Annotated in this window: 24 protein-coding genes; 8 read left to right on the top strand and 16 right to left on the bottom strand. The window is 72.7% G+C overall.

Annotated features, from left to right (window positions below):
• The first annotated feature begins 7 nt into the window (after positions 1-7).
• The 3 genes from OHA81_RS05145 to OHA81_RS05155 all read left to right on the top strand — a co-directional run bounded on the left by OHA81_RS05145 (position 8) and on the right by OHA81_RS05155 (position 4,362).
• Entirely contained in the window at positions 8-502 is a 495-nt protein-coding gene (locus OHA81_RS05145; RefSeq protein WP_329193196.1) for a MarR family winged helix-turn-helix transcriptional regulator, read from the top strand.
• Positions 503-709: 207 nt separating this feature from the next.
• Complete coding sequence (locus tag OHA81_RS05150) at positions 710-2,584, top strand: ABC transporter ATP-binding protein (RefSeq protein ID WP_329193198.1); 1,875 nt, start codon at positions 710-712, stop codon at positions 2,582-2,584.
• The gene (locus tag OHA81_RS05155) at positions 2,581-4,362 is read left to right on the top strand and encodes an ABC transporter ATP-binding protein (RefSeq protein ID WP_329193200.1); all 1,782 of its coding nucleotides are present in this window, start codon (positions 2,581-2,583) and stop codon (positions 4,360-4,362) included. The genes OHA81_RS05150 and OHA81_RS05155 overlap by 4 nt, the downstream gene beginning before the upstream one ends.
• Positions 4,363-4,425: 63 nt before the next feature.
• On the opposite strand, the gene OHA81_RS05160 is transcribed toward OHA81_RS05155, so the two are convergent.
• The 6 genes from OHA81_RS05160 to OHA81_RS05185 all read right to left on the bottom strand — a co-directional run bounded on the left by OHA81_RS05160 (position 4,426) and on the right by OHA81_RS05185 (position 11,078).
• The gene (locus OHA81_RS05160; RefSeq protein WP_329193202.1) at positions 4,426-5,412 is read right to left on the bottom strand and encodes an alpha/beta hydrolase; all 987 of its coding nucleotides are present in this window, start codon (positions 5,410-5,412) and stop codon (positions 4,426-4,428) included.
• Between the two features lie 35 nt (positions 5,413-5,447).
• Entirely contained in the window at positions 5,448-6,455 is a 1,008-nt protein-coding gene (locus tag OHA81_RS05165; protein ID WP_329193204.1) for a hypothetical protein, read from the bottom strand.
• Positions 6,456-6,467: 12 nt separating this feature from the next.
• On the bottom strand, positions 6,468-7,490 hold the full coding sequence (locus tag OHA81_RS05170) for an LGFP repeat-containing protein (protein ID WP_443056445.1): 1,023 nt from the start codon (positions 7,488-7,490) through the stop codon (positions 6,468-6,470).
• 246 nt (positions 7,491-7,736) lie between these two features.
• Positions 7,737-9,134, bottom strand: coding sequence for a serine/threonine-protein kinase (locus tag OHA81_RS05175; RefSeq protein WP_329193206.1), 1,398 nt, complete (start codon positions 9,132-9,134; stop codon positions 7,737-7,739).
• Positions 9,103-9,957, bottom strand: coding sequence for a serine/threonine protein kinase (locus tag OHA81_RS05180; protein ID WP_329193208.1), 855 nt, complete (start codon positions 9,955-9,957; stop codon positions 9,103-9,105). Before OHA81_RS05180 ends, OHA81_RS05175 begins: the two co-directional genes overlap by 32 nt.
• Positions 9,958-10,286: 329 nt before the next feature.
• Positions 10,287-11,078: a metal-dependent hydrolase gene (locus tag OHA81_RS05185; protein WP_329193210.1), complete on the bottom strand. Its 792-nt coding sequence runs from the start codon at positions 11,076-11,078 to the stop codon at positions 10,287-10,289.
• A gap of 145 nt (positions 11,079-11,223) precedes the next feature.
• On the opposite strand from OHA81_RS05185, the gene OHA81_RS05190 reads away from it, so the two are divergent.
• The 3 genes from OHA81_RS05190 to OHA81_RS05200 are packed head-to-tail and all read left to right on the top strand — an operon-like array spanning position 11,224 to position 15,108.
• A complete protein-coding gene (locus OHA81_RS05190) occupies positions 11,224-13,746 on the top strand; it encodes a DEAD/DEAH box helicase (protein ID WP_329193212.1) in 2,523 nt (840 codons plus the stop codon).
• Positions 13,747-13,804: 58 nt separating this feature from the next.
• On the top strand, positions 13,805-14,698 hold the full coding sequence (locus tag OHA81_RS05195) for an acyl-CoA thioesterase (RefSeq protein ID WP_329193214.1): 894 nt from the start codon (positions 13,805-13,807) through the stop codon (positions 14,696-14,698).
• Between the two features lie 8 nt (positions 14,699-14,706).
• A complete protein-coding gene (locus OHA81_RS05200; protein WP_329193215.1) occupies positions 14,707-15,108 on the top strand; it encodes a YchJ family protein in 402 nt (133 codons plus the stop codon).
• On the opposite strand, the gene OHA81_RS05205 is transcribed toward OHA81_RS05200, so the two are convergent.
• The 7 genes from OHA81_RS05205 to OHA81_RS05235 form a co-directional block, all read right to left on the bottom strand.
• Entirely contained in the window at positions 15,072-15,938 is an 867-nt protein-coding gene (locus tag OHA81_RS05205) for a DUF6397 family protein (RefSeq protein WP_329193217.1), read from the bottom strand. The genes OHA81_RS05200 and OHA81_RS05205 overlap by 37 nt on opposite strands.
• A gap of 134 nt (positions 15,939-16,072) precedes the next feature.
• The gene (locus OHA81_RS05210) at positions 16,073-16,471 is read right to left on the bottom strand and encodes a roadblock/LC7 domain-containing protein (RefSeq protein WP_190186925.1); all 399 of its coding nucleotides are present in this window, start codon (positions 16,469-16,471) and stop codon (positions 16,073-16,075) included.
• 235 nt (positions 16,472-16,706) lie between these two features.
• A complete protein-coding gene (locus OHA81_RS05215) occupies positions 16,707-17,345 on the bottom strand; it encodes a GTP-binding protein (RefSeq protein ID WP_329193221.1) in 639 nt (212 codons plus the stop codon).
• Positions 17,345-17,725, bottom strand: a complete 381-nt coding sequence (locus OHA81_RS05220; RefSeq protein ID WP_329193223.1) for a DUF742 domain-containing protein — start codon at positions 17,723-17,725, stop codon at positions 17,345-17,347. The genes OHA81_RS05215 and OHA81_RS05220 overlap by 1 nt, the downstream gene beginning before the upstream one ends.
• A gap of 17 nt (positions 17,726-17,742) precedes the next feature.
• Positions 17,743-18,189, bottom strand: a complete 447-nt coding sequence (locus OHA81_RS05225; protein ID WP_329193225.1) for a roadblock/LC7 domain-containing protein — start codon at positions 18,187-18,189, stop codon at positions 17,743-17,745.
• On the bottom strand, positions 18,189-20,660 hold the full coding sequence (locus tag OHA81_RS05230; protein WP_329193227.1) for a sensor histidine kinase: 2,472 nt from the start codon (positions 20,658-20,660) through the stop codon (positions 18,189-18,191). Before OHA81_RS05230 ends, OHA81_RS05225 begins: the two co-directional genes overlap by 1 nt.
• Positions 20,661-20,742: 82 nt before the next feature.
• Positions 20,743-21,522, bottom strand: a complete 780-nt coding sequence (locus tag OHA81_RS05235; RefSeq protein WP_329193229.1) for an MHYT domain-containing protein — start codon at positions 21,520-21,522, stop codon at positions 20,743-20,745.
• Positions 21,523-21,729: 207 nt separating this feature from the next.
• On the opposite strand from OHA81_RS05235, the gene OHA81_RS05240 reads away from it, so the two are divergent.
• Positions 21,730-22,329 (top strand): methyltransferase domain-containing protein, encoded by a 600-nt coding sequence (locus OHA81_RS05240; protein WP_329193231.1) that lies wholly within the window; start codon positions 21,730-21,732, stop codon positions 22,327-22,329.
• Between the two features lie 147 nt (positions 22,330-22,476).
• Positions 22,477-23,277 carry a hypothetical protein gene (locus tag OHA81_RS05245; RefSeq protein WP_329193233.1) on the top strand — a complete coding sequence of 267 codons (801 nt, stop codon included), beginning with the start codon at positions 22,477-22,479 and terminating at the stop codon, positions 23,275-23,277.
• A 34-nt stretch (positions 23,278-23,311) separates the two neighbouring features.
• Here the strand turns inward: OHA81_RS05245 and OHA81_RS05250 are convergent, their stop codons facing one another.
• From OHA81_RS05250 to OHA81_RS05260, 3 genes are all read right to left on the bottom strand, one after another.
• A complete protein-coding gene (locus tag OHA81_RS05250) occupies positions 23,312-23,857 on the bottom strand; it encodes an MOSC domain-containing protein (protein ID WP_329193235.1) in 546 nt (181 codons plus the stop codon).
• Positions 23,858-23,877: 20 nt separating this feature from the next.
• Positions 23,878-24,060: a hypothetical protein gene (locus OHA81_RS05255; protein WP_329193237.1), complete on the bottom strand. Its 183-nt coding sequence runs from the start codon at positions 24,058-24,060 to the stop codon at positions 23,878-23,880.
• A gap of 70 nt (positions 24,061-24,130) precedes the next feature.
• Positions 24,131-24,733 (bottom strand): TetR/AcrR family transcriptional regulator, encoded by a 603-nt coding sequence (locus tag OHA81_RS05260; protein WP_329193239.1) that lies wholly within the window; start codon positions 24,731-24,733, stop codon positions 24,131-24,133.
• Between the last annotated feature and the right edge of the window lie 19 nt (positions 24,734-24,752).

The following is a 24,752-nucleotide window of genomic DNA, read 5'->3' on the forward strand; positions in this document are numbered from 1 at the left end:
CCGCAGCATGAGCACCGCTTCCGAACCCGCCCTGACCAGTGCGGACGGCGTCGACTCGCCCGACAGCGACGACGGCGTCCTCGCCGAGCAGCTGCTGCGCCTGACCCGTCGGCTTCACCGCATCCAGAAGCGTCATCTCGAACCCCTCGGAATCACTCCAGCCCAGTCAAGGCTGCTCCGGCTGGTCTCGCACTACGACGGCGGCGAGCCACCCCGGATGGCGGAGCTGGCCGCCCGCCTCGAAGTCGTCCCCCGGGCCGTGACCACGCTGGTCGACGGTCTGGAGGCGGCCGACTGCGTGCGCCGCGCGCCCGACCCCGCGAACCGGCGGGTCATCCGGATCGAGCTCACCGGCACCGGCCGCGCCACCCTGCGCCGCCTGCGCAACGCGCGGACGGCCGCCGCGGAGGAGATCCTGGCCCCCCTGACCGCCGCACAGCGCGGGGTGCTCGGCGGCCTGCTCGACACCCTCTCCGACGCCCCGGCGGAGCGCGGCTGCTGAGCACCGCCCCGCGTCCGGCTGAGCCCCGCCCCGCCTCCCGCTGAGCACCGCCCCACCTCCGCAAGCCGGTTGAGCAGCCCGTACGCGAACCCGCGCGCCCGTAAACCTCGCTGCCGCCGCCCGGCGCCGCGAGAAATTCGGTTGCCGGGCCCCGGTCCGGAAGACGAACCTTGTGTGGTTTGAACCACTCGACCGTCATGGGGCGTCATGCAGATCAGCGATCTTCCGCATCCGGATCCCGGAGTACCCGACGCCCGCTCCGGCCCACGCTTCCTGCTCTGGCTGGGCGGCACCCAACTGGGCGGGCAGGCCAAGAGCCTGTGCTGGGGGCTGGTCCACCACTGTGCCATCGCCGGGCTGCCGTCCGCGGTCGGCCTGGGCGTGGAGGCGGCCGTAGACGGCGACGGTCACCGGCTGCTGCTCGTCGGCGCGTTGATCGCACTGCTCGGCGTCGCCATCTCCCTCGGCGACACCATGCTGCACCGGACCAGCGTCACGAACTGGATCACCGCCGCCGCCCGGGTGCAGCAGCTCCTCGCCCGTAAGACCGCCGATCTGGGCTCCGCCCTGACCCGCCGGGTGGCGGCCGGCGAAGTGGTCTCCGTATCAACGGGGGACGTGGAGAAGATCGGCTGGTTCGTCGAGGCGGTCTCCCGCTTCCTCGCGGCGGCTGTCGCCATCGTCGTCGTCTGCGTGGCCCTGGTCGTGTACGCGCCGTCCCTCGGCGTCGTCGTCGCCGTCGGGATGCCGCTGCTGGCGCTCTCCTCCCTGCCCCTGCTCCCCCGCGCCACACAACGCGCGGACATCCAGCGGGAGAAGGCGGGCAAGGCGACCGAACTGGCCTCCGACACCGTGGCCGGTCTGCGGGTGCTGCGCGGCATCGGCGGCGAGGAACTGTTCCTCGGCCGGTACCGCGAGGCCTCGCAGGAGGTACGCACCGCCGCGGTGCGCAGTGCGCGCATGTGGGCGCTGATCTCCGCCGTCCAGGTGTTCCTGCCGGGGGTACTGCTGATCACGGTGGTCTGGTACGGCTCCTCGCTCGTCCTGGACGGACGGCTCTCGGTCGGTGAACTCGTCGCGGTGTTCAGCGCCGTGTCGCTGTTGCTGTACCCGCTGCGCAGCGTGGAGGAGATCGCCATGGCCTACTCGTTCTCCCGGCCCTCCGCCACCCGCGCTGCCCGGGTGCTGCGCCTGACGCGTGACGACGGCCCGGCGCCGGCGGCGGCCGAAGGCGCCGTCCGGGCCCCTGCCCCGGGCGGGGACCTGTACGACCCGCAAACCGGGCTGCTGGTTCCCGCGGGCCGGTTCACCGCCGTGGTCTGCGGGGACCCCGACCTCGCGGGACGGCTGGCGGAACGCCTGGGCGGGCACCCGCCGGGCGACGGGGAAGACGCCGGTGAGCGCGCCGCGGACCGCGCCCCGGTGCTTTTGGGAGGCGTGGCGCTGGACGAGCTCGCGCTGGACACGGCGCGAGCGCTGGTCCTCGTGCAGGACAAGGGTCCGGTGCTGCTGTCCGGCACGCTGCGCGAGCTGTTCGACGTACCGGCGTCCGGGGCGGTGACCCCCGCGGCCGCGCTGGAGGCCGCCCAGTGCGGTGACGTACTGGAGGCCGTGCTGCAGTCGGCGCCCGAGGGGGTGGAGGACCCGATGGACGCCCGGATCACCGAGCGGGGCCGCTCGCTCTCCGGCGGTCAGCGCCAACGGCTCGCGCTGGCCCGCTCGCTGGTCGCCGATCCGGAGGTGCTGGTACTGGACGAGCCGACCTCGGCCGTCGACTCGCACACCGAGGCACGCATCGCGGACGGCATCGCGGCGCTGCGCGCCGGGCGCACGACGGTGGTCCTGGCCTCTTCACCGCTGGTGCTGGACCGGGCCGACCGGGTCGTCCTCGTTCACGAGGGCGTCGCCCTGCCGGCCGGCACCCACCGCGACCTGCTGCGGGACGAGCCGCGCTACCGCGCGGTCGTCACGCGGGAGACCGAGGAGGAACAGCGCCTGGACGCGCTGCCCCGGACCGCGCTGGACGAGGGCCTCACCGACCGGCTTGAGGAAGAACTCACCGAAATCGAGGGATCCGCATGATCGGCGTGGCACCGCCGCAATACGATCCGGCCGCCCCGGAGTCGGCCGCGACCTTGCCCGTCGGCACGTCGGCGACCGTACGGGGCTACGTACGCGGCCTGTTCCGGCGCCACCGGCGGCCCTTCGTGGCGCTCGTGAGCGCCAACGCGGTCGCGGTGATCGCCTCCATGGTCGGCCCGTACCTGCTGGGGCGGGTCGTGGACGACCTCGCGGCAGGGGTGCGCGAGCTCCACCTGCTGCGGGTGAGCCTGCTGTTCGCGCTGGCGCTCGCCGTCCAGACCTGCTTCGTGCGGATGGTCCGGCTGCGCGGGGCGATGCTCGGCGAGGAGATGCTGGCCGACCTGCGCGAGGACTTCCTCGTGCGTTCGGTCGGGCTGCCGCCCGGCGTGCTGGAGCGGGCCGGGACCGGTGACCTGCTGTCGCGGATCACCACCGACATCGACCGGCTGGCGAACGCGATGCGGGAGGCCGTGCCGCAGCTGTCCGTCGGCGTGGTGTGGGCGGGGCTGCTGTTCGGGGCGCTGGCGGTGACCGCGCCGCCGTTGGCCGCGGCGGCGCTGGTGGCGCTGCCGGTGCTGGTGATCGGCTGCCACTGGTACTTCCGGCGGGCGCCGTCCGCGTACCGCTCGGAGGCGGCCGGTTACGCGGCGGTCTCGGCGGTGCTGACGGAGACGGTGGACGCGGGGCGCACGATCGAGGCGCACCGGCTCGGGCGGCGCCGGGTGGCGCTGTCGGAACAGCGCATCCGGCAGTGGACCCAGTGGGAGCGGTACACGCTGTTCCTGCGGTCCGTGCTCTTCCCCGTCATCAACGTCACCTACGTGACGATCCTCGGCTCGGTGCTGATGATCGGCGGCTACTGCGTCCTGCGCGGCTGGATGTCGGTGGGGCAGCTGACGACGGGTGCGCTGCTGGCGCAGATGATGGTCGACCCGATCGGCCTGATCCTGCGCTGGTACGACGAACTGCAGGTAGCGCAGGTGTCGTTGGGCCGGCTGGTCGGCATCCACGAGATCGAGCCCGACGGGGGTGACGCGTCCGTCTCGCCGAAGGGCCGGGAGATGCGGGCCGATGAGGTGCGGTTCGGCTACCGGGAGGGCGTGGACGTCCTGCACCGGGTGTCGATGTCCGTGCCGCCGGGCACCCGGATGGCGCTGGTCGGGCCGTCGGGCGCGGGCAAGTCGACGCTGGGCCGGCTGCTGGCGGGCATCTACGCGCCGCGGGCCGGCGAGGTCACCCTCGGCGGGGCACGCCTGTCGCGGATGCAGGCCGAGCGGGTGCGGGAGCAGGTGGCGCTGGTCAACCAGGAGCACCACGTGTTCGTGGGCTCGCTCCGGGACAACCTGCGCCTGGCCAGGACGGGCGCCGGGGACGCCGACCTGTGGGCGGCGCTGGAGGCGGTGGACGCGGACGGCTGGGCGCGTGCGCTGGCGGCCGGGCTGGACACGGAGGTCGGATCGGGAGCCGCGGCGCTGACCCCGGCCCAGGCGCAGCAGGTGGCGCTGGCCCGGCTGGTCCTGGCGGATCCGCACACGCTCGTACTGGACGAGGCCACCTCGCTGCTCGACCCGCGCGCGGCCCGGCACCTGGAGCGTTCCCTGGCCCGGGTGCTGGACGGCCGCACGGTCATCGCGATCGCCCACCGGCTGCACACCGCGCACGACGCGGACGTCATCGCGGTGGTCGAGGGCGGCCGGATCAGTGAGTTCGGCTCCCACGAGGACCTCGTGGCGGCGGACGGCGCCTACGCGGCGCTGTGGCGGTCCTGGCACGGGTGAGGGGGGACCTCGCGGACGCCACGCGTGGGTCGGCGGCGTCCGCGAGGCCGTCCGGGGGCGCCGCTACGCCTTGCGGAGGCGGTCGATGATGCCGTCGAGGTCGCGCCACATCATGTAGTCGCGGACGAAGTGGCCACCGGGCTCCTCGTGCCATTCGTGCGGGATGCCGGCCTGGTCGAGGAGGCCGCGGAACTCCCGCTGGCCCGCGAGGACCTGGGTTTCGTTGAACGAGTCGAACGGGTTGGTCGGGTCGGGGCTGGTCCCCGCGACGAGGAAGACCCGCTTGTTGCGGTAGCTCTCGATGCGCTCGACGGGGTTGTCCGCGCTGACGCGGGCCTGGTCCCAGGGCACGCCGTAGACGGTGCCGCCGCCCAGGTCGAGGGCCGCGGAGGACAGGTTGGCCCAGTGCACGACCGCCCCGCCGTCACGGCGCACGCTGGCGGGTCCCGAGTGGGCGCTGACCGAGGCGAAGTGGCCCCAGTACTTGGCCGCGTACTTGAGGGCGCCGAAGCCGCCCATCGAGAACCCGCCGACGGCGCGGCCGTCGTACTCGGCGAAGGTCCGGAAGTTCGCCTCGACCCAGGGCAGGAGCTGGTTGATGTGGAAGTGCTCCCAGTTGCGGGGGCCGGTGTTGGAGCTGACGGGGTTGGAGTACCAGCCCGCGTGGCCGCCGTCCGGCATCACGACGATGAGCGGCCGCCCGGTGGTCCAGGCACGGATGCCGAGGCGGTCGAAGGTGATGAAGTCCTGGTCCGTGCCGCCCCCGTGGAAGAGGTAGAGGACGGGGTAGGTGCGTCCGCTGGTGTGGTAGTCGTCGGGGAGCAGGACGTTGACGGCGGGCTGCCAGCCGATCGCGTCGGTCTGGAAGCGGTAGTACCACATGCGGGCGTCGCCCTCGTTGTGGTCGACGATGTGCAGTCCGAAACCGTCGCCGGCCGCGCTCGCCGCCGATGCCGTCCCGAGGACGCCCGCACCGCCGAGGGCCATGGCGGCGGAGAGCCCGCCGACGGACTTGAGGATGCTCCTGCGGGTGGGGCCGTGCTCGTTCACGGTGACCTCCTGGTCGATGGTTGTGGGTGAGTACGTCAGTTGGTGGTGGTCCAGGTGCCCCGGTCGGGGTTCCAGTGGATGCTGGCGTTCTGGAACTTCTGAACCTTGCCGCCCGGCTCGTCGGCCTCGTCACCGACCGGGTAGCCGAACACGCCCTCATGACCACCCGCGTGGAACGCCTGGTAGATCGCACCGTGGACGACGTGCGTACCGGTCTGCGGCGACCACATGAACAAGCCCTGCTCGAAGAACTGGTACCGGCCCCGCGTCCCGTTCGGCGCCTGCGACGCATCCGCCTCGTCCATCGTCGGGAAACCCCAACGACGCTCCGCGTCCGTCGCCCAGAACTTGTCCAGGATCTCCCCGTACACCGCGAACGCCGCATCCGGATGCCAGATCACGATCCCGTTGCGGAAGCCCTGGAAGCGGCCGCCCATCATGGAGTCGCGTTCCCCGGAGGTCGGCGGGCCCAGCACGCTGTCCAGGCCTCCCATGCTGTCGTACTTGGCCCTGATCGCGCCGTACGGCATCAGGTCGTCGAGCACGTTGTAGCGGCGGGGCGTGAATCCGCGCAGGCCGTTGCCCCACACCCGTTCCTCGGCCACGTGCCCGAAGTCGTACGTCTCGCGCACCACCGGCTGGGTGTGGGCGGCGTCGGCCCACCGGACGAACAGCGCCACGTGGTCGGTGCCGTCCGAGTCGCGCAGCAGGGCGTCGCCGGGCTGCAGGTCCGCGGCCGGGATGTCGAAGGTGACGTTCCACAGGCTCCAGGTCGTCAGTGACGACCCCAGGTGCCAGGCCATCGACACGAAGCCCGAGCAGTCGGGGCGGTAGCAGCCGAACTGGTTGGCGTAGCAGCCGCTCTGGCTGTAGGGCACCTGCTCGGCGACCCAGGACCAGGCCCGGTCCATGACCTCACCGCGTCCGATCGAGCCGTCCGGTTCGGAGGCGGTCGCCGCGGGCGCCATGAAGAAGGTGAGCGCGAGGGCTGCGAGCAGTGGCGCCGCGGCTTTGACCGCGCGCCGGAGGATCAACGATCTCATGCCGTCTCCCGGTCAGTTGGTGGTGGTCCAGGTGCCCCGGTCGGGGTTCCAGTGGATGCTGGCGTTCTGGAACTTCTGAACCTTGCCGCCCGGCTCGTCGGCCTCGTCACCGACCGGGTAGCCGAACACGCCCTCATGACCACCCGCGTGGAACGCCTGGTAGATCGCACCGTGGACGACGTGCGTACCGGTCTGCGGCGACCACATGAACAAGCCCTGCTCGAAGAACTGGTACCGGCCCCGCGTCCCGTTCGGCGCCTGCGACGCATCCGCCTCGTCCATCGTCGGGAAACCCCAACGACGCTCCGCGTCCGTCGCCCAGAACTTGTCCAGGATCTCCCCGTACACCGCGAACGCCGCATCCGGATGCCAGATCACGATCCCGTGCTGGAACAGCTGGAACCGTCCGCCCGACTGGGCGGGTTCCTCCGCGCGCAGCGGCCGGCCGAGGGGGCCGTCGGGTCCGCCGGTGCCGTAGTACTTGGCGCCGATCGTCCCGTAGGGCTGGAAGGCCTCGTCCCGCATCTGCCGGGCGATGCCCTCGGCCTGCGGGTAGCGCTCGGGGTAGCCGGACCGCTGGACCGCCTGGGCGAGTTCGCCGGCGCTGCTGCCCTCCATCCCCGGCTCCATCTGCTGGGCCACCTCGAAGAACTTGTTCGCCGCGTAGTCGACGTCCATGACCTGTTCGGGGGAGCCCCAGCCCTGGGAGGGACGCTGCTGGAAGACGCCCAGCGAATCCCGGTCCCCGCAGTCGAGGTTGTTCATCCGGGATTCGACCCAGCCCGTCTCGAACCCGGCGAGCATGACCTTGTCGGACACTCCCCGGCGCTGTCCGACTTCGTAGACCTTGCGGGTTACGGCAATGTCCCGCTCCGGGGGGATGTCGCAGTAGAACTCGGCCGTCATGGCGTGCCCGAGGGGTCCGGGCACCGCGTTCCGCGCGGTGGCGGGGCCGCCGCCCAGGGCGGACATCACCGCCGCGACCAGGAGGGCCGCCGTCACGGATCTCGCGCGCCCAGCTGTTGTGCCACGCACGTTCCAGCTCCTTCGCTTCGTCAGTCACCTTGCGGTGTACGGGCGTTCGGCGTGCCGGAGCGAACTGTGCGCGGTCGGCCCACCGAACGTCCGCAAGCTAGCCGCGTGCGCGGCGGGCGGGGCATCCGCAACGTTCCGGAGTGACAGCGCCGGAGAGTCCCCGATAGGGATGGGTCGGGTGGGGGGATGGGATGGGGCGGGACGGGGATGGGGATGGGCCCGGACAGGGGCGGGGGCGGCCCCGGATCAGCGTCCGGAGGCGGGCGCCGGGCAGGCGGGGACGCGGGGGCGGTCCTTCGTGCGTACGGCGGGCAGCCAGGCGGTGGGCCGCGGCGAGCCGGCGGCCAGCCGGACGCGGAACCACTGGGGTGACCAGGCGTCCCCCTCGTCGATGATGGGGATGCCGTGTGCGAGGAGGCAGTCGACGGCCAGCTCGTCGCCCTGCCACACCCGGGTCGGGACGACGTTGTCCGCGGTGTAGGGCCGCTGGGGGTCGATGGCGAGACCGAGGCTGCAGTCCGGGTCCCGGTCGGTGCGGGTCGTGCAGCTCGGTTCGGCGTTGAACACCCGGATCCGGCCGGCCGCCCCGGGCGGGGCGAAGGTGCCGTCGAGTGCGGCGTACGGGGTGCTCCCCGCAGCCGCCCCGCACATCAGCGCGGAGACGAGGGCGGCGTGGACGGCCCTGCGCGTGCGGCCCGCCGGGCGATCCTTGCCCGGTCGCGGCCGGGCGGTGACGCGGGCCAGGAGGCTCTGGGCCGTGTGGGCGGCGCGGGCGGCGTGGGAGGGGGCCAGGCAGTCCGCGGCCAGCTCGCGCCAGAAGTGCGGTACGGCGGGGTCCAGGCGCAGGGGGGCCCGTCCGTCGGCGTACTCCTGTACCGCCGCGCCGCGGGCCATGGGGGTGGCGCCGGGGAACGGTGGGGTGCCGCCCGTGAACACCTCGTGGATCACGATGCCGAGGGCCCAGATGTCGGCGCTCGGGCGGACCTGGACGCCGTGCTCGCCGAGGGGGGCCCTCCAGCGCTCGGGCGGGAGGTAGTCGAAGGTGCCCATCGGGGGCGCGTAGCCGTGGGTGCCGTGGGTGCCGGTGAGTTCGGCGGCGAGGCCGAAGTCGGAGAGTCTGACGGAACCGTCCGCCATGAGCAGGATGTTGTCCGGTTTGAGGTCGCCGTGCACCCAGCCGGTGCGGTGCAGGTGGGCGAGGCCCTCGCAGATCCCGGTGATCAGACGGGCCCCTTCGGCTTCGCCCACCGGGCCTGCTCGCAGGCGGTCCCGCAGGCTGCGGTGGGCCCGCTCCATCACCAGGACGAGCGCACCGTCCAGGAGCGGATGGTCCGGCTCGCTGAGCACGACGGAGTCCAGGAGCCGGATCAGCCGGGGGTGGCCCGCTCGGCGGCCCAGTTCGACCTCGCGCCGGGCGGTGTCCACGACGTTGCGGGCCTGCCGCGGGGCGAGCCCGGAGGTCGGCAGGAACTTGAGCGCGACCACCTCCTGCGCGGGCCGGTCCCCGCCGACCGCGCGTCCCGCGTAGACGGTCCCCCAGCCGCCGGCCGCGATGGGCTCGGTGACTTCCCAGCTCCCGACGCGGTAGCCGGGCGCGAGCAGCTGCGTGCAGTCACTTCCCGAGGTGTCGGCCGGGCCGTGCACCTTCCCCTCCTCCGGTCTGCTCGTTGCGCGGGGCCGCCCCGCTGCGGGGCGGCAGCAGCGCCAGGTGCTCTTCCCGTACGAGCCCGAACCGCAGGGCGAGGCCGACGATCGACTCCCGCTTGCCGTTGCGGCGGGCGCCGCGGCCGGGGTCCTGCTCGGCCGGCGGGGCGACGCGCATCTTCTCCTCGGCGAGGTAGTCGATGTGGGAGCTGACCGCACGGGCCGTCAGCCTGCCGCAGGCCGCGTGGTCCCTGAGCCGTTCGACGATCTGGGGTGTGGTCGGCACCGCGACCGGTGACTCGTCGCGCAGCCGGGGTTCGCAGAGCGCCACCAGGACGAGGAAGTAGGTGGCCGTCTCGTCCAGGGAGTACGCGGTGACCGTGCGACCGCCCCACTGCCCGCCGGCGCCGCCCAGGCCGTCCGGGTCGAGGTAGACGTGGTCGGGGGCGAAGACCTGGAAGGAGACGGTGGTGTCGTGTCGGGTGGGCAGCACCACGCGGGAGAACTCGAAGGGGATGGGGGCTCCGGCCCGGCGTGGCGGGACCCGCAGGTACTCGCCGGCCCCTTCGGGGTTCTCCACGAGGTAGCTGTGTGTCGCGCTGAGGTTGCTGAGCTGCCAGTGGTCGTCGGTCACCCGGATCTCGCCGGCCAGGCGGGAGATCGCGTCGTCGACGAGGCGGAGTTCGACCGGCGTCGTGGCCGATCCCCGCCCGAACCGGGCCACTTCCCCCGGGCCGAGCCGTAACGTCACCGCCCCGTCGCCCGGCTCCGCGCCACCCGCGCCGCCGCTCCCCGGCGGCAGGTAGATCACTATCCCGCTCACAGCCTGCTCCTCGCCCCCCGTGCGGGCGGTCGTCACGCCCGCCGAACGTTATACATCCCGGAGGATCGGGCTCTGCCCGGTCTTTGGCCGTAATGAGCCGGTACGCGCCACGTCGCGGTCGCCCAGGCGCAGGGACATCCGGCCTTTCCGGGCGCCGGGCGAACCCGTACGCGCGCCCTTCCCCCGGAGCAGCGGGGCCGCGGTCCGCCCCGGCCCACCCGCGGCGAAACGGCGCGAACCGCACCCCCGCGGGCTCCGCGGACGACCGTGACGGCACACCGGGCGGTCCGCCGTTCCCGGGGCCCGAGGGTTCGGGGGCCCGGGGTGGCCTAGATGAAGTTCAGCGCGCCGGCGCCGCCCACCGCGCCGAACAGCATGAACACCGGCATGAGGACCTTGAGCTCCACCCAGCTGCCCGCCCGGAAGCGCATCATCTTGGGCGGACCGATCGGGTACCAGCGCTTGCCGGCGATGGGGATCGGCCACAGGACCGGGCAGCCCGAGACGGTCAGCGCGTCGCCGATGTCATGGACGAGGGCGCCGAGCAGGATCGGCAGACCGAGCCACAGGTACTCCTGGCCGGGTTCCGTGAACAGCCATCCCGCGCCGTTGCCGGGCTGGTCGAGCACACCGGCCAGGATCCAGGCGCTCGTGGCCCCCAGCAGCCACACCAGGATGTCACTGGACATCCTGGCGGCCCGCCACAGCAGGCCTTCCACGGCGAGTACCAGGTGGACGAAGAGGAGGAGGAGCACGCCCCAGCGGTCGGTGGTCACCGCCAGGGCGGAGGAGCCGGCGCCGACGAGGACGGCCCACAGCCAGGTGTGGGTCAGGGTGCGGTGCCCGCCGCTGCGGCGGGCGTCGCGCGGGGCGCGCGTCGCCTTGTAGACGGCGTAAGAGATCTTGTCGACCACCTCGCACAGCCCTCGGGACAACGGCCCGAAGGCGCGCGAGATCGTCGCCGACTTGTGGTCGAGGTCGGGGGCGAGGGCAGCGCCGGCGCAGATGAGCGCGCCGACGACGAGGACGGGCCACGGCATCGGGTGCCCCGCGGCCGCGGCCGCCGCACCCACCCCCAGCCAGGCCGCCGCGCCGGACAGGGAATGCGCCGGACCCATCATGTTTCTTTTCCCGCCCCGGTTCGGTCGTCTCGGGCCCCGGTGACTGATTCGTTCGGGCCGCGTCGACGGCACAGCGTACAGTCGATGATCTTGCCTCCGGTCGCCGGTTGCCTGATCCGGCGGGAAGCCAGGCAAGATGGGGGGTGTGACCCTCATTGATCAGCTCCCGCCGACCGCCGACCCCGACGCCCTCTTCGAGGCTTTCTCCTCGTGGGCGCAGGACCAGGGCATCACCCTGTACCCGGCGCAGGAGGAGGCCCTGATCGAGGTCGTCTCCGGGGCGAACGTGGTCCTGTCCACCCCGACCGGTTCCGGCAAGAGCCTCGTCGCGGCCGGCGCGCACTTCACCGCCCTGGCCCAGGACAAGGTCACCTTCTACACCGCTCCGATCAAGGCGCTGGTGTCGGAGAAGTTCTTCGACCTGTGCAAGCTCTTCGGCACCGAGAACGTCGGCATGCTGACCGGTGACGCCTCCGTGAACGCGGACGCGCCGGTGATCTGCTGCACCGCCGAGGTGCTGGCCTCGATCGCCCTGCGTGACGGGAAGTACGCCGACATCGGCCAGGTCGTGATGGACGAGTTCCACTTCTATGCCGAGCCGGACCGCGGCTGGGCCTGGCAGATCCCGTTGCTGGAGCTGCCGCAGGCGCAGTTCGTCCTCATGTCGGCGACGCTCGGTGACATGAAGCGGTTCGAGGAGGACCTGACCCGGCGCACCGGGCGGCCGACCTCGGTGGTCCGCTCCGCAACCCGGCCGGTACCGCTGTCGTACGAGTACGTCACCACGCCGATCACCGACACCATCACCGAGCTGCTGGAAACCCGGCAGGCTCCGGTGTACATCGTGCACTTCACCCAGGCCCAGGCGGTCGAGCGGGCGCAGTCGCTGATGAGCATCAACATGTGCACCCGCGAGGAGAAGGACAAGATCGCGGAGCTGATCGGCAACTTCCGCTTCACCACGAAGTTCGGGCAGAACCTCTCCCGCTACGTCCGCCACGGCATCGGCGTGCACCACGCGGGCATGCTGCCCAAGTACCGCCGCCTGGTGGAGAAGCTGGCGCAGGCCGGTCTGCTGAAGGTGATCTGCGGTACCGACACCCTCGGGGTGGGTGTCAACGTCCCGATCCGCACGGTGCTGTTCACCGCCCTCACCAAGTACGACGGCAACCGGGTACGGACGCTGCGCGCCCGCGAGTTCCACCAGATCGCCGGCCGGGCCGGACGGGCCGGCTTCGACACGGCGGGTTATGTCGTCGCGCAGGCGCCCGAGCACGTCATCGAGAACGAGAAGGCCCTCGCCAAGGCGGGCGACGACCCGAAGAAGCGCCGCAAGGTGGTCCGCAAGAAGGCGCCCGAGGGCTTCGTGGCGTGGTCGGACACCACGTTCGAGAAGCTGATCGCCGCCGACCCGGAGCCGCTCACCTCGCGTTTCAAGGTCACCAACATCATGCTGCTCTCGGTGATCGCCCGGCCGGGCGACGCCTTCCAGGCGATGCGCCACCTCCTGGAGGACAACCACGAGCCGCGCAAGGCCCAGCTGCGCCACATCCGCCGGGCGATCGCCATCTACCGCTCGCTGCTGGACGGCGGCGTCGTCGAACAGCTCGACACCCCGGACGCGGAGGGCCGCAGCATCCGGCTCACCGTCGACCTCCAGCAGGACTTCGCGCTGAACCAGCCGCTGTCCACCTTCGCGCTCGCCGCCTTCGACCTGCTGGACCCGGAGTCCCCCTCCTACGCCCTGGACATGGTGTCGGTCGTCGAGTCGACCCTTGACGACCCGCGCCAGATCCTGGCCGCGCAGCAGAACAAGGAACGCGGCATGGCCGTGGGCGCGATGAAGGCCGACGGGATCGAGTACGAGGAGCGGATGGAGCGGCTCCAGGACGTGACGTACCCCAAGCCGCTCGAAGAGCTGCTCCTGCACGCCTACGACGTGTACAGCAAGAGCCACCCCTGGGTCCGCGACCACCCGGTCTCCCCGAAGTCGATCATCCGCGACATGTACGAGCGGGCGATGACCTTCACCGAGTTCACCTCCTACTACGAGCTGGCCCGCACCGAGGGCATCGTGCTGCGTTATCTGGCCAGTGCCTACAAGGCCCTGGACCACACCATCCCCGACGACCTCAAGTCCGAGGACCTCCAGGACCTCATCGCCTGGCTGGGCGAGCTGGTGCGCCAAGTGGACTCCAGCCTGCTGGACGAGTGGGAGCAGCTGGCGAACCCGGAGGTGGAGACGGCGGAGGAGGCCCAGGAGAAGGCCGACCAGGTCAAGCCCGTCACCGCGAACTCGCGCGCCTTCCGGGTCCTCGTCCGCAACGCCATGTTCCGCCGGGTCGAGCTGGCCGCCCTGGACCACGTCAACGTGCTGGGAGAGCTGGACGGCGACTCCGGCTGGGACGCAGACGCCTGGGGCGAGGCCATGGACCTCTACTGGGACGAGTACGACGACCTGGGCACCGGCCCCGACGCGCGGGGACCGAAGCTCCTGCAGATCGAGGAGGACGCGGCACACGGCTTGTGGCGCGTCCGGCAGACCTTCGCCGACCCGAACGGGGACCATGGCTGGGGCATCAGCGCCGAGGTCGACCTCGCGGCCTCCGACGAGGAGGGCCGGGCGGTCATCCGCGTCACCTCGGTCGGCGAGCTCGGCGCGCTCTGACCTGCCCGCGTAAGCCAGCGCCACCGGACCCGCCGGACCCGACAACGGAGAACCCCTGATGACCAACCCCGCCGAGAGACTGGTCGATCTGCTCGATCTGGAGCAGATCGAGGTCAACATCTTCCGGGGCGCGAGCCCCCAGGAGTCCCTCCAGCGCGTGTTCGGCGGGCAGGTCGCCGGCCAGGCGCTGGTGGCGGCCGGCCGCACCACCGAGAGCGACCGTCCCGTCCACTCGCTGCACGCGTACTTCCTGCGCCCCGGCATCCCGGGGGTACCGATCGTGTACCAGGTGGAGCGGGTGCGCGACGGGCGTTCCTTCACCACGCGCCGCGTCACCGCGGTCCAGCAGGGCAAGACCATCTTCAACCTGACCGCTTCCTTCCATCACCCGGAGGAGGGCGGCATCGAGCACCAGCTGCCTCCTCGCCTCGACTTCCCGCACCCGGACACGCTGCCGAAGGTGGTCGACGAGATCCGCGAGCACCTGGGCGCGCTGCCCGAGGCGCTGGAACGGATGGCCCGCCGTCAGCCCTTCGACATCCGGTACGTGGACCGGCTCCGCTGGACCCCGCAGGAGCTCAAGGACGCAGATCCGCGCAGCGCCGTGTGGATGCGCGCCGTCGGCCCGCTGGGCGACGACCCTCTCGTCCACACCTGCGCCCTCACCTACGCCAGTGACATGACCCTCCTCGACGCCGTGCGCATCCCCGTGGAACCCCTGTGGGGCATGCGCGGTTTCGACATGGCCTCCCTCGACCACGCCATGTGGTTCCACCGGCCGTTCCGGGCGGACGAGTGGTTCCTGTACGACCAGGAGTCGCCCATCTCGCACGGCGGCCGGGGCCTGGCCCGCGGTCGCATCTACGACCTGGAGGGCAAGCTGCTGGTCTCGGTGGTCCAAGAAGGCCTCTTCCGCCCGTACCCGTCCTCTCCGTCATCCCCGAAGAACTGAGCCCCATCATGTCCACGCCGGCCCTCCCCTGTCCCTGCGGGCTGCCCGCCGCCTATCCGCAGTGCTGCGGCCGCTTCCACTCCGGTGAGCGGCAGGCCCCCACCGCCGAACTGCTCATGCGCTCCCGGTTCAGCGCGTTCGCCGTCGGCGACACCGCCTACCTGCTGCGCTCCTGGCACTCCTCGACCCGCCCGGCCGGGCTCGAACTGCACCCCGGCCAGCGCTGGGAGCGGCTGGAGGTCCTCGCCACCGAGCGCGGCGGGATGTTCGAGACGGAGGGATCGGTGGAGTTCCGGGCGCACTACCGCGAGGGCCGGCACACCGGGTCCCTGCACGAACGCAGCGCCTTCTCCCGGGAGGAAGGGGCCTGGGTCTACGTCGGCCCCCTCTCCCCCGTCGACTTCGACTGACCACGCGCCCCGGTCAAGGCGAACTCCAGGCTGGTGCGGTACCAGTGGACCTCATCCGGCTCCTGCGCCCGTAGCAGCGGCAGCGCCACGGCCGCGGCCGCCGGCAGCTGCGGATGCCCGTACGGCGGGGGCGGTGCGAGGGCCGCCAGGACGATCCGCTCCGCCGGATCGGGCACCACCGCCCGTACCTCTTCCTCCGGGAGGACGGAGGCCAGTACGGCCGCCCGCTCCCAGGGGTCGACGGTTCGTCTCAACAGCAGCCCCACGTGCCGCCCGCGCCACGCCCGCGGCCGCAGGTCCGTCCTGGCCGCGATCAGCTCGCGGTCCCCAGGGGACGCGATGCCCCTCAGCATCCCGGCCTCCCGGACGGCGAACTCCCTCAGTTCTGCCGCCAGATAGAGCCACACCACGGCCCGGTACCGGTTGATCCGGTAACCGACCGGGACGAGGTGCCCGCAACGCGCGAGCCGGGTCAACCGGCTCGGCCCGACCCCCAGCACCTCGGCCGCGGCGTCCGCACCCGCCACGGTCTCGACCCGCGCGCGCAGCGCCTGCGGAAATCCCTCGCCCGCGCGGACACGCTCCAGCTCGCCCGGGGTGAAGCGGGCTGCCCCGCTCGGCGCCCGTGGTCCCGCGCGCACCAGCCCCAGCTGGACGGCCCGGGCGAACTCGCCCCGTTTGAGCCCCAGTTCCCGGGCCGCCCGGACGGCGCCGAGCAGCTGGTCCTGCGACGCGTCCGCCGGTACCTCCGCCCCTGCCTGCGCGCGCACCTCGGGCATCATCCGCCCGGGTTCGTCCAGTACGGCGCAGCCCTGCACATCACTCTTCATCACGGTCCTCCCCCACGAGTGGCGATCACTCTGTGTGAAGACCGTAACCGAGAGCGACGGAAGGGCGCAGGGCCTGTGGATAACTCCGGACCCGGCAGTCGGCCGTGCCTCTCAGGGGCGTCCCGGGCGAGCCCTCAGCCTCCCGTGATCCGCCGCTCGGTGACGCCCAAGTGCTCGCCGACCCGGTTCACCATCAGCGTCATCTCGTACGCGACCTGCACGATGTCCGCCTCGGCGGCGCTCAGCGCGCACAAGCAACTGCCCGCGCCCGCGGCCACGACGAACAGGAACCCCTCGTCGTACTCGACCATCGTCTGCCGGACGTCACCCGCGCGGAAGTGCCGCCCCGACCCCTTCGCCAGGCTCTGCAGTCCGGCCGCGACCGCCGCCAGGTGCTCGGCGTCCTCCCGCGCCAGCCCGGCACTCGCTCCTGTGACCAGCCCGTCGTTGGACAGCACCACCGCGTGCCGCACTTGCGGCACCCTGCGCGTCAGGTCGTCGAGCAGCCAGTCGAGCTGCTTGTCCAATGCCATGTAGAGCCCCTCCCCGTCGGCGCGGCCCACGTGGCCGCGCCCCACTCTGCTCGGTCGTCCGCAAGCCTTCCCCACCAGCTGCTTCCCGGCAAGGAGGACGGACCCCCGGCGCAGAAGATGACTCAAGAGGAATGGCGGGCTTCGTCCCGGCGCCGCCCGCACGGGGACTGCCGGACACTTCCGGCCGACGGCGCAAGCCCGCGCACCGCCGCGGACCGGTCGACACAGCCGCCCTTCAGTGCGGCCCCGTCGGCGGACCGACGGAGTCGAGCAGTCGGGCGGTGTGCACACGCCCGGCGTACTCCACCAGCCTGACCAGCACTTCCTTCCCCGAGTCCTTGTCCCGTGCGTCGCACAGCACCACCGGCGTCCCCTGCTCCAGGTCCAGGGCCCGCGCCACCTCGTTCGCCCCGTACCGCCGGGCTTCGGTGAAACAGTTGACGGCCACCAGGAAGGGGATCCGGCGGTGCTCGAAGTAGTCGACGGCCGGAAAGCAGTCCTCCAGCCGCCGGGTGTCCGCGAGCACCACCGCGCCCAGTGCGCCCTGCGACAACTCGTCCCAGAGGAACCAGAACCGGTCCTGACCCGGCGTCCCGAACAGGTACAGCGACAACCCGTCCCTGATGGTGATCCGCCCGAAGTCCATGGCCACCGTCGTGGTCGTCTTGCGGCCGACGCCTCCCGTGTCGTCGACGAGCTCCCCCGCCCGGCTGAGCAGTTCCTCGGTCCGCAGCGGCCTGATCTCGCTGACCGACCCGACCAGGGTGGTCTTGCCCGCCCCGAAACCACCCGCCACGAGGATCTTCAGCGCCAGCGGAGCCGACTCCGCGTCCGCTCCGTCGTCCAGGGCCGGTCCGTCGTCCTGCAGTCCCATCACAGTGCTCGCAATCCTTCGATGACTTCCCGCAGAATCCGCTCGTCGGGGAGCCGGGCGGGCGGTACCGGGCGGCTGACCGACACGTGGCCGCCCTCCAACAGGTCTCCCAACAGGACCCGCACGACGCCCACCGGCAGGTCGGCGTCGGCCGCCAGTTCCGCCACCGACTGCGTCTGCGCCCGGCAGAGCCCGAGCAGTGCACGGTGCTCGGGGCCCAGCAGCGCCTCGTCCCCCGCGGCCGCGGTCGCCCCGTCCACCACGACCAGGGCGATCAGGTCGAACCTGACCCCGTGCGGGCCCGGCTTGGTGCGCCCTCCCGTCATGGCGTAGGGACGCACGAGCGGGCCCGCCTCCGCGTCGTACCAGTGGCCTTCCATCCGTGCGCCCGCCGCCCTCAACCCGCGGCCGGGGGCCGCGCCGTGAACCTCGGCGGGGTGTGGAGGTGTTCACCGACGCGCTTGACCAGCCGGGCCATCTCGTAGGCGATCAGCCCGATGTCGGCGTTCGCTGCGCTGAGGACGGCCATGCAGGAGCCTTCCCCGGCAGCCGCGACGAACAGGAACCCGTCCTCCATCTCCACCATCGTCTGGCGCACGCCTCCGGCGTGGAAGTGCCGCCCCGCGCCCTTGGCGAGACTCTGGAAGCCCGACGCGACGGCGGCCAGGTGCTCGGCGTCCTCGCGGCTCAGTCGGCTGGAGGAACCGACGGCGAGGCCGTCGTCGGACAGGACCACGACGTGACGGACCTCCCGGACCCGCACCACCAGGTCGTCCAGCAGCCAGTCCAGTTCGCCGCCGGATCCGTGTACCGCGCCCAGGCCGGGTCTGCGCTGCTCGGACATCAGGATTCTCCTTCGCTGTCGTGGTGAGGGGACTTCTCCCGGGCGCCGCGCGCCCAGCCGGCCCGGTACGCCGCCATCCGGTCCCGCGCCTGCTCCGGGCTGCGGCCCGGCGGCTCACCGGTCCGGGGCGCCCCGGCGGCCTCCGCCGGGGCGGGGACCTCGCGCAGCTGCGGGACCAGGCTGGCCTGGCGGACCCTGCGCGGCAGTTCGGTCACCGCCGCGGGTGGGGGCGACGCGGCCGCCGGGGCCTTCCTGCTGGTGTCACCGCCACCGGGGCCGCGCGGCCGGAGCGACGCCACCGGGGCGGGACGCCGGGGCTCCGGCTCTTCGGGAGGCGCCGGAGCCGGACGCCGGAGCTCCGGTTCCTCGGCCGGCTGCGGAGGGACAGCGGTGCTCACGCCCTGGATCACGGAGTTGGGCAACAGGACCACCGCGGTGGTCCCCCCGTAGGGGGACGTGCGCAGCTGCACCCGGATCCCGTGCCGGGCCGCGAGCCGGCTGACGACGAACAGCCCGAGACGGTCGCTGTCGAAGAGGTCGAGTGCCTCGGACTGCTCGATGCGGCGGTTCGCCTCGTCGAGTGCGGCACTGCCCATGCCGAGCCCACGGTCCTCCACTTCGACGACGTATCCGGCCCCCACCGGCTCACCGGTGACCCGGACCTTGGTGTGCGGCGGTGAGAACTGCGCCGCGTTTTCGATCAGTTCGGCGAGCAGGTGGGTGAGGTCGGCCACGGCGCCGCCCACGATGGCGGCCTCGGCGAGCCGGCGGACCTCTACGCGCGGGTAGTCCTCGATCTCGGAGACGGCGGCGCGGACGACGTTGGTCAGTGGTACCGGCACCCGCCACGCCCGGCCGGGGGCGGCGCCGGAAAGGATGATCAGGCTCTCGGCGTGCCGGCGCATCCGGGTGGTGAGGTGGTCGAGCCGGAAGAGGTCTCCGAGCTCGCTCGGGTCTTCGGCGCGCCGTTCCATCGAGTCGAGCAGGGTGAGCTGCTTGTGCACCAGGACCTGGCTGCGCCGGGCGAGGTTGACGAAGACGCCGCTGACGCCGTCGGCGAGTTCGGCGCGCTCGACGGCGGCGCTCAGGGCGGCCCGGTGGACGGTGGACAGCGCCTCGCCGACCTGGGCGATCTCGTCGTCCGCGGCCGGCCCGGGCGTGGTCTCGGCGTCGATGTCGATCTCCTGTCCGGACCGCAGCCGCTCCATGGCGTGCGGGAGCTTGCGGTGCGCGATCTCCAGTGCGGTGTTGCGCAGCGAGACCAGCTCTACGACGAGGGCGCGTCCGATGCGCACGGAGATGACGAGGGAGGCGGCGACGGCGGCCAGGCCCAGGAGCACGGCGGCACCCGACGCACCGAACGCACCCTCGGCGAACGCGCCCGAGCGGCCTGCGGCTCCTGTGCGGCCGGTGGCTCCCGCGTGGGCGGCGTCCGCGATCTCCCGCAGGGAGGCGCCGACTTCGGCGTACGCGGAGTCCCATCCGGCGGGCACCCCGTGGGCCTCCTTCGCCGCACTCCCGTTCCCCGGGGCGGCAGTCCCCAGCGCCCGTTCCTCGGCGCCGGTGAGCGCGGCGTACGGGGCGCTCCCGGTCACCGCCTCCCAGGCACGCCGCCCGGCGTCGGGCAGGTCACGCGCGGCCGAGTCGGTCACCGCCCTCCGGGTCTCGATGACACCGGTCAGGCGGCGCAGCGCCTGCCCACCGGACGCACCGGACGCACCGGACGCACCGGGCAGGGCGAGCAGCGCGTCTTCGCGGGACAGCAGTTCCCCGGCCCGGCCGAACTCCAGCAGCACCCTGTCCCCGGCCCCGAGCTCGGGCTCCCGGCCGCCGGAGAGGGACCCGGCTGCGGCGAGAGCGGCGTCGGCCACCCGGGTGTAGGTCTCGTAGGCGGTGTCGGCGCCGGTGGCCCGGCCGGCGACTTGCCCGCGGAACGGGCCGAGCTGCTCGGCCGCGGCCACGAAGGCACCGAGCCGGGCGACCACCTCCCTCGGGTGGTCACCGGAGTCGGCCACCGTGTTCCGGTCGCCGAGCCGCAGGCGCCGTACGGCCGCGTCGGTGCGCCGGGCCTGCTGCTCCAGGGCGGCGCCCTGCTCGGCCGCGGGGTCCGCCAGGAAGCGGACGGCTGCGCGCCGCTCGGCCTGGAGTTCGGTGAGGGCGGCCGTCAGGGGGGTGCGTATCTGTGCGTCGATCCGCTGGACGCGGCCGAGGCGGGCGATGTCCTGGGCGGTGCTCACCGTGGCGAAGCCCCACAGCCCGAGCAGCGAGACGACCGGGACCATCAGCAGGGAGACGACCTTGGCGCGCACGGTGCCGGGGCGCAGGCGGATCCGGGGCCGCTTGTCCGGGGCCGAGGACCCCGGGGCGTCGCTGCGCGCCCCGTCCGGCGGCTCGTCGGCAGGTGGCCCGGCGTGCGCCCGGCGGCCGCGCGCCGGGGGCGCTGCTTGCGGTCTCCTGCGGGGTGTGCGCATGGGACTCCTCGTTCCGGGGCTGTACGCGGGGTGCGGGCGGGCGATGTGTGCGGGCGGCGCCCGGCAGTGGGGGCAGGGCCGTTCAGCGGGCTCCCACGGCGCCCTCCCCGAGGCTGCGCGCCGACGCCGAGGCGGCCCGTTCACCGGCGGTCGGGGACAGGGCCACGAACGCGCAGGTGAGGAAGAGGTAGGAGCCGAGCCCGACCGCGAGGGGGAAGACGAACTGCATGGCGGTCGCACCGGGCAGGGCGGCGTCGGAGGGGGTGACGCGGACGGCGACGGCCAGCATCCCGGTGTAGTGCATGCTGCTGACGGCGGCGCCCATGACGAGCGAGGCGAGGGCGACGGCCTGCGGCGACCTGGTGTGGAGAGCGGCCCACAGGGCGACGGTCGCGGCGAGGACGGCGATGGCGATCGAGAGCGCGACGGCGAGCGGCCGGTAGGAGACCGTGCCGTGCAGGCGCAGGGCGGCCATCCCGAGGTAGTGCATGCTGGCGACACCCAGGCCGGTGGTGAGACCGCCGAGGAGCAGGGCGCGGCCGCGGCCCTGGCCGTAGCCGACGGTGAAGACGCCCGCGCCTACGACGAGCACGGCGACGAGGAGGCTGAGGACGGTCAGCGGGACGTCGTAGTGGATGTCGGTCCCCGTCACCTCGAATCCGAGCATGGCGACGAAGTGCATCGTCCAGATGCCGGCTGCGATGGCGGAGGCGGCGGTGAGGAGCCAGTTGCGGCGGGTGGATCCGGTCGCGGCGAGGGCGCGGACGGTGCAGCGCAGCCCGAGGGCGGCGCCGATGCAGGCCATCACATATGACAGCGCGGGTGTCAGCCAGCCATAGGCGGCGTGGTGCAGGTGTCCCATGGCCCACGGACGCTAGTGCGGGTGAGGGCGCGAACAAGGGGCGCATTTCGAAAGCCGCTGCAACTGCTGGAATATGACAGAGCTGGGTTCGTCTTCGATCAGGCCGCGTGTCACCTTGTCCACGGGACCAGCACGTGGGGCGGGTGCGTGGGACGGGTGCGGGCGGGCGGGACCCGTGCGGCGCCGGCGTTGGGAGATCATGGCCTCATGAGCGAAGACCACACGCATGTCCGGGAGTTCTTCGGGGCGCGCGCCGCGGACTGGGACCGCAAGTTTCCGGGTGACGGCCCCGCCTTCGCGCGCGCCGTGGCCCAGTCCGGTCTGCGACCGGGAGACAGGGTGCTCGACGCGGGCTGCGGCACCGGGCGCGCCCTGCCGGTACTGCGCGCGGCCGTCGGGCCCTCGGGGACGATGATCGGCGCGGATCTCACCCCGCAGATGCTCACCGCCGCGCGGGACGCCGGCCGGGGCGGAGCGGCGGCGCTGCTGCTCACGGACGTGGCGCGGCTGCCGCTTCGTGACGGGGTGCTGGACGCGGTGTTCGCGGCCGGCCTGATCGCGCACCTGCCCGATCCGGAGTCGAACCTGATCGAGCTCGCCCGTGTGGTCCGCCCGGCCGGGCGCCTCGTGCTGTTCCACCCGATCGGGCGGGCGGCCCTGGCCGCGCGCCAGGGCCGCGAGCTCAGCCCGGACGATCTGAGGGCCGCCCACAATTTGGGCCCGCTGCTGTCGGCGGCGGGCTGGGAGATGATCTCGTACGCGGACGAGGACGACCGTTTCCTGGCCCTGGCCGCCCGCCGCCCCTGACCCCGCGCCCGCCACCGGCCCGGCCGGACCTCAACTCCTCACGCCCCCGCCCGGCTTGAAAATCGAGTCCCGCGGGCTCTCGACGGGCGAGTTACCCACTGGTTAAGGTGCGCCGACGAGCGAGCGACCGGATCGGGAGGAGGCCACGTGTCACAAGCGGAGGATGACGGGGGTTCGCTGTACGTGCTGACCGCGGTGCTGGTGACCCCCACCCGGTTCCCGGCCGTCCTCGGCGACGACTACCCCGAGGCGTGCGCGCTCCTGGGCGTGAAGCCGGCCTTGGACGGGTACGGGCTGGTGCTCGGGCAGGACGAGGAAGGCGCGCGCTGGACGGTCGTCGTGGACGACGTCGCGCTGGTGGCCACCGCGATCGCCTCATGGGACTGCGGCATGGAGTACGACCTGTCCCCGGACGAGCGGACCATCGTGGTCTCCCTGGCGGGCTGGCCGCTGGAGCTGACCGTCTCCGCCTCCGGGCTCCCCGAGCCGCACGATCCCGAGCAGGGCGCGGACGGTACGGGTCGCGTGCCGCTGGCCCCGCCCTCCGCGGAGGTCTGGGGACCCGTGCAGCGCAGGCTCGGCGCGGACCAGATCGCCCGGGACTGGGCCGACTGGCGCGAGCGGGTGGCCCCGGACGGCGGGGCGGCTGCCGTGGCGCACCCGGGGCTGGCGCGGGCGCTGGCGGAAGCCGCGGGCTACGCGGAGCAGGCGCCGCCGCCGGGCCGGGTGCGTTCCTCCTTCGCGGAGGAGGACGCGCGGACGCTCCGGGCTGACGGCCCCGGGTGGTCACTGGTGGCGCGCACCGGTGAGACGGCGTTCGTCCTGCTCGACGAGGCGCCGGGCGAGGTGCTTCCGGTCCCGGGGGACGGCCATCCGGACCACCCGGAGCTGCCGAAGCTGCCCGATTTGCTGGCGGCCCTGACCCGTATCGCCGTGCGACCTGTCTGAGGCCCCCGCGGGCTCCGCCCCCGCGCCCGCTGCGTCAGACGCGTTCGAGCGGTACGTGCGGGGCCGGCGGCAGGGTGACGGTGATGGGGTCGCCCGGGCGGATGGTGCCGCCGTGCCGGACCACGCCCATGACGCCGGCCTTGAGCACCCGGCGGCCTTCCTCGTCCCTGCCTACGACCTGCTTGAGCAGCCCCTTGCGGAAATTGTCGATCTGCAGGCACGGGTTGCGCAGGCCGGTCACCTCCACCACCGCCTCCTCACCGAGGCGCAGCAGCGTCCCGACGGGCAGGGCGAGGAGGTCCACGCCCTCCGTGGTGACGTTCTCCCCCAGCTGGCCCGGTCCGACGGTGAAGCCGGCTCCGGCGACCTCGTCGAAGAGCTCGCGGTGGATCAGGTGGACCTGCCGCAGGTTCGGCTGGGTCGGGTCCTGGGCCACGCGTGAGCGGTGTTTGACGGTGACCCCGGCGTGGACGTCTCCCTCGACGCCGAGCCCGGCGAGCAGCGTGATGCTCTCCCGCCGGGGCTTGGTGAAGGAGTAGACGCCGTTGCTGCTGACCGCCGTCACCTGTGCGCTGCCCATGTACAACCCCCTGGCCGCCGTCAGCGGCCGATCTGCTTCCTGGATATGCCGCGGAGCCGACGCCGCTGGGAGGAGTCCAGCATGAAGTACGCCGCTGTGGGCACCCCGATCAGAACCAGGAGCCCGGCCCAGAATCCGACCGTCGCGAACAGCACGATGGCTGCCACCACGCCGGCAACCGCGACCTTTCCGCCTGTGGACATCTGCGGACACCTCCTTCTGCCTCGGCCACTGCCCCTTCAACGCGTGACCCCCGCCATACGTTCCCGCCCCTCAGGGGGCGGGAACGCGTACCAGTCCGGTGACGTGGTCGGTGATCATGTCCAGGATCTCGGAGGCGGCCCCTTCGTCCCCGAGGACGAGGAAACGCAGGGTCAGGCCGTCCGTCATGGCGGCGAGATACCGGGCGAGGACCTCGGTAGGGGCGGCGAGTTCGAAGGCCATGGCCGTGCGGAGCCGGTCGATGAGGTCACCGTAGGTGTCGGAGTACAGCTGGTGCTGCCGTCGCGCGAGGTGGGCGAAGCCGGGCTGGCGCAGGGCGTACTGGGTGAGTTCGTAGGTGAGCATGTGCTCGCCCGGGTGGGCCACCACGTGGTCCCAGTAGGCCTGGAAACCGGCCCGGATCGTCTCGTGGAGGGTGGCCCGGGGGCGGAGCGCCTCCCGGACCACCCGGATGCAGTGTTCGGTGATCGTCTCGATGACGGATTCCAGCAGCGCCTGCTTCGAGTCGAAGCAGTAGTGGAAGACGCTCAGCGACAGCCCGGCCTCGGCGGCGATGGACCGGGTGGTCGTCCGGGCGACGCCGTCGCGGGTCATCGCCCGGATCGCCGCCTCGGTCAGCTGGCGCCGCCGGTCGGCCAGGGGCATGCGTCCCATGCGTGTTCCTTTCGTCCGC

Origin of the sequence: Streptomyces sp. NBC_00667, from assembly GCF_036226825.1 — a bacterium.
In the GTDB taxonomy this organism is placed as follows: domain Bacteria; phylum Actinomycetota; class Actinomycetes; order Streptomycetales; family Streptomycetaceae; genus Streptomyces.